Source organism: Actinomadura sp. NTSP31 (assembly GCF_041951385.1).
Taxonomy (GTDB): Bacteria; Actinomycetota; Actinomycetes; order Streptosporangiales; family Streptosporangiaceae; genus Spirillospora; species Spirillospora napierensis.
The window spans coordinates 21219-27402 of record NZ_JBGNUT010000058.1; the positions used below are offsets into that span (position 1 = coordinate 21219).

Annotated in this window: 6 protein-coding genes; 5 read left to right on the forward strand and 1 reads right to left on the reverse strand. The window is 67.7% G+C overall.

The genetic code is table 11. The annotated features are described in order from the left end of the window. The first annotated feature begins 40 nt into the window (after positions 1-40). The 4 genes from ACA514_RS47500 (at position 41) to ACA514_RS47515 (ending at position 4762) form a co-directional block, all read left to right on the forward strand. Positions 41-1015 carry an alpha/beta hydrolase gene (locus tag ACA514_RS47500; protein WP_375048139.1) on the forward strand — a complete coding sequence of 325 codons (975 nt, stop codon included), beginning with the start codon at positions 41-43 and terminating at the stop codon, positions 1013-1015. Positions 1016-1647: 632 nt separating this feature from the next. Further along, positions 1648-2859 carry an MFS transporter gene (locus tag ACA514_RS47505; protein ID WP_375048140.1) on the forward strand — a complete coding sequence of 404 codons (1212 nt, stop codon included), beginning with the start codon at positions 1648-1650 and terminating at the stop codon, positions 2857-2859. Positions 2860-2947: 88 nt separating this feature from the next. Beyond that, complete coding sequence (locus tag ACA514_RS47510; protein ID WP_375048141.1) at positions 2948-3937, forward strand: patatin-like phospholipase family protein; 990 nt, start codon at positions 2948-2950, stop codon at positions 3935-3937. Between the two features lie 225 nt (positions 3938-4162). After that, positions 4163-4762, forward strand: a complete 600-nt coding sequence (locus ACA514_RS47515; RefSeq protein WP_375048142.1) for a hypothetical protein — start codon at positions 4163-4165, stop codon at positions 4760-4762. Between the two features lie 76 nt (positions 4763-4838). Here the strand turns inward: ACA514_RS47515 and ACA514_RS47520 are convergent, their stop codons facing one another. Beyond that, complete coding sequence (locus ACA514_RS47520) at positions 4839-5363, reverse strand: winged helix-turn-helix transcriptional regulator (RefSeq protein ID WP_375048143.1); 525 nt, start codon at positions 5361-5363, stop codon at positions 4839-4841. Between the two features lie 85 nt (positions 5364-5448). Between ACA514_RS47520 and ACA514_RS47525 the strand changes: the two genes are divergently transcribed. Next, positions 5449-5931, forward strand: coding sequence for a 4-oxalocrotonate tautomerase family protein (locus ACA514_RS47525; RefSeq protein ID WP_375048144.1), 483 nt, complete (start codon positions 5449-5451; stop codon positions 5929-5931). The last annotated feature ends 253 nt before the right edge of the window (positions 5932-6184 follow it).

Here is a 6184-nt window from a genome sequence, read left to right on the forward strand (position 1 = left end):
TCGACGATCGATCCGAATTCACCGGAAGGACGGTACGCGGATGTCCGTAGAACGCGAGAAGATCCGTTTCGCCAGCGGCGACGCCGAATGCGCGGCCTGGCACTACCCGGGGACCAACGGCGCCTGCGTCATCATGGCGGGCGGGTTCGCGGTGACCAAGGGGCCGGGCACCGATCCGTTCGCGGAGCGGTTCGCCGGCGCCGGGTTCACCGTCCTGGCCTTCGACCACCGTCGGCTGGGCGCCAGCAGGGGCCGGCCGCGCCAGGTGGTGCGCGTCAAGGACGAGCTCGCCGACTGGCAGGCGGCGATCGCCTTCGCGGCGACGCTCCCGGGAGTCGATCCGGGCAGGCTGGCGCTCTGGGGCTTCTCGCTGTCGGGCGGCCACGTCCTGCACGTCGCGGCACGCGACCGGCGGGTCGCCGCGGCGATCGCGCAGACGCCGAACGCCGATTGCCAGGCCATCGTCCGCAACGCCGCACGCCACCAGACGCCGCCGGCGATGCTGCGCCTCACGGGCCTGGCCGTTCTCGACGCCCTCGGCGGCCTGGTCGGCCGGGCGCCCCTGCTCGTCCCCCTCAACGGCGAGCCGGGCACCGTCGCGTTCCTCACCACGCCCGACGCCCTGGACACCGACAAGGCGCTCAACCCCGGCGACCGGTATCCCGACTGGCGGCAGGAGGCCGCCGCCCGCTTCGCGCTGGGCCTCGGCTTCTACCGGCCCGGCCGTCACGCGTCCCGGATCCACTGTCCCCTGCTCGTCCTGGTCTGCGACGAGGACCGGTCGGCGCTGGCCGCACCGGCCATCGCCGCGGCCGACCGCGCCCCCCGCGCCGAACTCGTCCGGCTGCCCGGCGGGCACTACCAGCCGTTCCTGGACGGACACGAGCGGGCCGTCGAGGCCGAGCTGTCCTTCCTGCGCCGCCACCTGCTGGATCGGCCGCCGGCCGAATCCCCTGCCACCACCGCGCCCTCCGCGGCGCAGCGACCGAAACGAACGATACAAAGCCGCGGGTGAAAACGAGACGTCATTTCTCGGGTTCGGGTTTCCACGTTACGAACCGTGATGCCAGCGAGGAAGCACTAGATCGGCCCAATCATCTTCCTCGTAATTGGCCCTTCACTTGGGCCTCTCGGCGATCCTATGGTGAGACATCGACCTGCTGGCCAACCTCCTCACCACCGGTGTCAAGCCTCGGGGAGCCCACGCCTGGGCCTGGCCCGCAGACGCCGACGTGCAGGCTTCCCGGCCCCATGACGTCGGGACAACCGTCAGATGCGAGACGACATCCACCGCCCGCTTCGGGCGGGCGGCATAAACGACAAGCGGAGGAGGTGAAGCGACATGTCGTGGTTCCCCAGTTGCAAGTGAGCAGGTGAGTACTGAAATCCGATCTCGGCCGTTACGGTCCGGAGATCTTTGGCGCTGATCCAGGGGCCGGCGCGGGTGTCTCGGGCAGCCGCGCTGGTCCCCGATCCTGTCGCTGAGCGGCGGATGCCGACGGAGTCGTTGCCGTCTCCGTCTGTGCTGTCACACTCATGGAAAGCGAGCACCTTTCAGTGGTGGCATCGTCCTGTCCACCGGGTGGATCGCAAGATGATCCTGGCTCCCCGCAGAGCAGAATAGGCGTCGGAGCCTCCTACGGTGCTGTGTTCTCGGTCAAGGAATTCCGGACCATCTTCGCGGCCCATGTCCTTTCTGTGCTGGGTAGCTTTTTCGCCGAGGTCTCGTTGGCCGTGCTGGTCTTTCGCCAGACCGGTTCGGCGCCGTTGACGGCCCTGGTCTTCGCTTTGGGGTTCCTGCCTTACGCGCTCAGCGGGGTCCTGCTGTCGGGCATCGCCGACCGGTATCCCGCACGCCGGGTGCTGGTCGGCTGCGACCTCCTGTCAGCGGTCTGTGTGTCCTTGATGGTCATTCCGGCGACTCCGCTGACCTTGCTGTTCGTCTTGCGTTTTGCCATCTCGGTGATTTCGCCGCTGTTCACCGGTACGCGGGCGGCGAGCCTGGCCGACATCCTGCGGGGGGATCTATACGTTCTGGGCCGCTCGCTGGTGCGGATCGTCTCGCAAAGCGCCCAGATCATCGGCTACGGACTCGGCGGCCTGGCGCTGGTGTGGCTATCGCCGCGAACCGCGCTGTGCGTGACAGTGGGGACCTTCCTGGGGTCGGCGCTGCTACTGCGCTTGGGCACCCGCGACCGGCCGGCGCGGCACTCACGGGACGGCGCGGTGATGCGCGAGTCGATTGCCTCGGCTGGGCATCTGCTGGGCGAGCCCCGCATCCGCGCACTGCTGCTGATGTGGTGGGTCCCGCCGATGTTCTTCGCTGTCGCCGAAGGAGTCGCCGCGCCCTTCGCTCAAGCGGCGGAAGTGGGGTCGGCGGGCTTCGGGCTGTTGCTGGCCGCGATGCCCGCGGGAACCGCGGTGAGCGAAGTGCTGGCCGGCGCCCTGCTGGAGCCCGCCGTCCGCGACCGGATTGCGGTGCCGCTCGCGGCCGTGTCGCTGCTGCCGATGGCCGCGTTCGCCATCCATCCGCCGATGCCGATCGCGGTCGCGTTGCTGCTGCTCACCGGGCTGTGTGCCGCCTACACCCTGGGCATGGACCAGTGGTTCGTGCAAGCGGTACCCGAAGACATGCGCGGCCGGGCCATGTCTCTGCTGGGCGCCGGCTTGATGACCCTCCAAGGTATCGGCATGGCCATCGGCGGCGCCGTCGTCGCATTGGTCCCCCCGTACGCGCTGATCTGCGCAGCCGGGATGGCCGGCACGGTGAGCGTTCTCAGCGTGCTGCGATCGGTCCGCAGGACACAGGATCGGGCAGTCGCTCCCACGAACGCGGGTCCACAACCAGGTTTCCCTTGACCACGCGGCCGCCAAGGCCCTCATCCGCAACGAATCGCTGATCGAACATCCCCGACTGATGTGCCTTCCCACTGACCTGGAGAAACCGATGGACTCCGTCGCCAGTCGCATCGAACGGCACCGTCTCATCGACGTGCTCGCCGAACGTTCGGCGAATGCCGGCCGCCCCGGCCACCGCACCGACGGTCATCGGGTCGCCGTGGCCATCGAGGGAGGAGGGATGCGCGGGACGGTCTCAGGCGGTATGGCGCTGGCGTTGAGTGAACTGGGCCTTCTGCCCCTGTTCGACGCCATCTACGGAGCCTCGGCCGGGGCCATATCCGCCGCATGGCTCCTGAGTTCTCACCCCGAAGGCCTGCGTGGCTGGACGGAACCCGCCTTTGTCCGGGCGCTGATCCGCAAACGCAATATGCTGTTCGGCCGCCCTCTGGTGGACGTCCAACGCCTGGTCGAGGTGCTCTACCTCGAAGACTTCCCGCTGGACTACGCCTCGGTACTGGCCAGCGCCATCGAGTTCCATCTGCTGGCGACCGATGTGATGACGGGGAAAGCGGTCAACCTCCGGGACCAGGTGATCGACGAGGCCAGTCTGCGCCTGGCGCTGCGGGCCAGCGCGGCACTGCCACTGCTCGCCGGCGGCCCGGTCCGCCTCGGCGAACACACCTACTATGACGCCGGACTCGCCGAGTCGATCCCCTTCCGGCAAGCGTTGCGGGATGGCGCGACCCACGTCCTCGTGCTGCGATCACGCCGGCCCGCGGACCGGGCGCGCATGGCGGACCGCCCGTCGCGCAGCAGCCGGCTGATCGCGGGCGTCGGCCTACGAAGGTACTCTCCCGAACTCAGAGCCGCCTTTCTCGGCAGAAACGTCCGTCTGGCCGACGACGACCGCCTACTGGCCGAGCACGACATCGACGACGTCGCTTCCGGCCCAGCGGTCATGTCGGTTCGCCCGTCCGATTCCGCACCCCGCATCGGTCGCCTCGAAACGGACGACGCCCTGCTGCACACGGCGTTTGAGGCCGGACGCGCCGCCCTTCACACCAAAATGGCCACCCTCGGAATAGGGGATAGGTGACCAATTTTGGCGGTCCCGGAGGTCGTCTTCGCAACCGCACTCATAAGGACGCGGGGACATTTCCATCGATGGGCAAGGGAGATGCCGAGACAACGCGACGGTCGGAAGAAGAGAGCTCGAAACGATCGAAAGATCAGGCAGCGAAGGGATCGGAGGAGGAAGCAGCGAAACGCAGGGCGGTCCCGGCCATCGAACGACCAGACACCACGTGCCTGGTCGGGGCCCTTGGGCTGCCTGCTCGGCTGGCTTGCTCTGTTGGTTCTGGGAGCCGGGCTATTTGTGTTCTGCCTTGCAGCGCTGCAGCTCGTCCTCGCGATGGCCGGCCGGGGGGACGAGGCCGACATCTTCCCCTTGGGTCTGGCCGTCGGCGTGACGATCGGCGTGCCGGCGGTCACCGACCTCGTGGCCAGACTCGCGGGGCGGCGGCGCATCGCTGCTTCGCTTCCAGTGGCCAATGCGGGGGAACTCGACCGGAACACTGCGTCGTTCGGCACCAAGCGAGTCCCGTTCGGCCTCCAGGAGTTGTCCTTCGTCCCGATGCTGCTGCTGATTCCGGTCCTTACTGCCGGCCTGAATGACGCCGAGGGAGCTGGCGCCGCGGCGGGAGTTCTGGCCGGCATCCTGGTCACGGCTCCGCCAATGTTCTGTGGCCTGTACGGTGGCCCGCACTTGGTGCTCCTGGGCAGCGCCGCCTGGCTGATCTGGGCATGCCTGATCGTGGAAGGCCACCTCTGGTTATCGGTCATAACGGCCGCGACACTGGGAGTTGTCTTGTGGGCGATGCTCTACTCGTATTTCACCCGCGCCGCAGCCGGAAGAAAATAGGAGCAAGGCAGCATCCTGACTCCATTTTCACCGGAAATCGCTGATGAACGTCGCCCAGGCGTGGCGCCCGATGGCCCTATTCGCAGCGTGTGCTATCCCCTTGGGAGGAACCCGGCGCTGTTGTTTTTCGAAGCGTTCGGGCCAGCTCCTGGGGAAGTCCCGGGCCCGGCGTCGCGACGATCTCCCGGATGTCGATCGGACGGCCTGTCTTCGCATCGACCACCGCGATGTCGACCGGGAGACCCGTAGCGCGGTCGCGGAGCTCGACGGGAGGCCCGGCGGGGCCGGCCAGCCATCGGTCTCCCCAGCGGATCATCGCGGCGAGCACCGTGAAGAAGTCGCGTCCCTTCTCTGTCAGCCGGTACTCGTGGCGTACCGGGCGGTCTTGGTAGGGGACGCGCTTGAGCATGTCCTCCTCGACAAGGCGGTCGAGGCGCTGGGCGAGGACGTTGCGGCTCAGGCCGAGGCGCTGCTGAAACTCATCAAATCGACGGGCACCGTAGAACGCCTCGCGCATGACAAGCGGAGTCCACCAGTCGCCCGCGAGATCGACGGTGCGGGCGATCGAGCAGGGCCAGGTGTCGAAACGGGTGCGACGCATACGGGCCATCCTAGTTGCTCTACTGAACTCACTGAGCTAAAGTTAGTAGCGTAAGTGAACTCACTGCTGCGAGGAGCCCGGAACCATGCCGATGATCGATCTCACGCTGCCGAGCGGCACGCTCACGGACGATGCGAAGGCCGAACTCATGCAGGACCTCACCGGCATCCTCCTGAGGTGGGAGGGCGCGGATCCGGGGAACAAGGCGGCCGAGTCGATCGCCTGGACCTTCGTGCACGAGCCCGCGCTCGTCACTGTCGCGGGCCGCCCCGCAGCCGAGCCCCGCTACCGGGTCGAGGTCGGTGTGCCGCAGGCGACGCTCGACGACGACGCCAAGGCGGGCCTGGTCGCGGAAGTGACCGAGCAGGTCCTGCGCGCGGAGGACGCCGGCCGGAAGCCGGCCCCCGCGGACCGCCTCCGCGTCTGGGTGATCGTCAACGAGGTCGCGGACGGCAACTGGGGCGGCGCCGGTCGAATCTTCCGGCTGGCCGACATCATGGCCTTCGCCGGCGCGAGCGAAAAGGACATCGAACGGCGCACGGCCCGGCTCCACCCGTCAACCGTTTAGGGCGGGAACCGGCACCTTCCTCGTCCTATGCTGCGGAAGTGGCCTAGGACGAGGAAGAGTTATCTCAACGACCTGCAGGACGAGCGTCGACGATTCACACGAGTGATGCAGCCGCACTGAGGACTAACTGGGCGTTTCATCCTGCGAGTTCCGTTTGATTTCGGGTCAGGTGCCCCGCCATGTGGGAGTGGATTCGCCGGTGAGGCGGCGGCTCATGAGGTCGATCATTGCGAGGTGGATCATGGCGGTGGAA

Bases quoted from the DNA above. Each gene is read 5' to 3' on its own strand.
- ACA514_RS47500 (WP_375048139.1), top strand. From the start codon at position 41: ATGTCCGTAGAACGCGAGAAGATCCGTTTCGCCAGCGGCGACGCCGAA.
- ACA514_RS47525 (WP_375048144.1), top strand. From the start codon at position 5,449: ATGCCGATGATCGATCTCACGCTGCCGAGCGGCACGCTCACGGACGAT.
- ACA514_RS47520 (WP_375048143.1), bottom strand. From the start codon at position 5,363: ATGCGTCGCACCCGTTTCGACACCTGGCCCTGCTCGATCGCCCGCACC.
- ACA514_RS47510 (WP_375048141.1), top strand. From the start codon at position 2,948: ATGGACTCCGTCGCCAGTCGCATCGAACGGCACCGTCTCATCGACGTG.